Here is a 513-nt window from a genome sequence, read left to right as displayed (position 1 = left end):
CCGGTAGCTCGTCAGGCTCATAACCTGAAGGCCGCAGGTTCAAATCCTGCCCCCGCAACCAAAATCCCAAAACATATCAATGGCTTCAATCCCGAGCGTTTCGCTTGTGTAAGAGCAGCGCGCGTTCTGGTCAACACATGGTCAACATTTTAAGAGTACCCCCTCCCGGGACGCGTGATCGCGTCAGGCGGTGTGCCTAGAGCGTGTCGCCCCTGATCGGATTCTGGATTCCCATTTCGATCATCCCGTGATTCCCTGTTCTGGAGGCAGATATGGGGGTCAGGTATGGGTAAGCCGCATCCTGTTGAGTTACGTGAACGGGCGGTTTTGCTTGTTGAGCAAGGCAGCACGCACACCGAGGCGGCGCGGCGCCTGTGTGTTTCCATCAAGTTCGTCAATGACATGGTGCGGCTCAAGCGCGAGACTGGCGCGCTTGCGCCAAAGCCGCAGGGCAATCCGGGACGCGGCAAGCTGACCGATGTCAAAGACTGGGTGCGGCGCCGGATCGCGGCC

At 58.9% G+C, this 513-nt stretch carries 1 pseudogene; it reads left to right on the top strand.

The window, feature by feature from the left end:
- Positions 1-285 precede the first annotated feature (285 nt).
- Positions 286-513: pseudogene (locus tag DDE13_RS22715) on the top strand (helix-turn-helix domain-containing protein); the annotation flags it as partial.

The sequence above is a fragment of the Meridianimarinicoccus zhengii genome (genome assembly GCF_003254465.1).
Classification (GTDB): domain Bacteria; phylum Pseudomonadota; class Alphaproteobacteria; order Rhodobacterales; family Rhodobacteraceae; genus Meridianimarinicoccus; species Meridianimarinicoccus zhengii.
The sequence above is the reverse complement of the archived record's forward strand: the minus strand, read 5'-3'. Positions and strand labels throughout refer to the sequence as shown.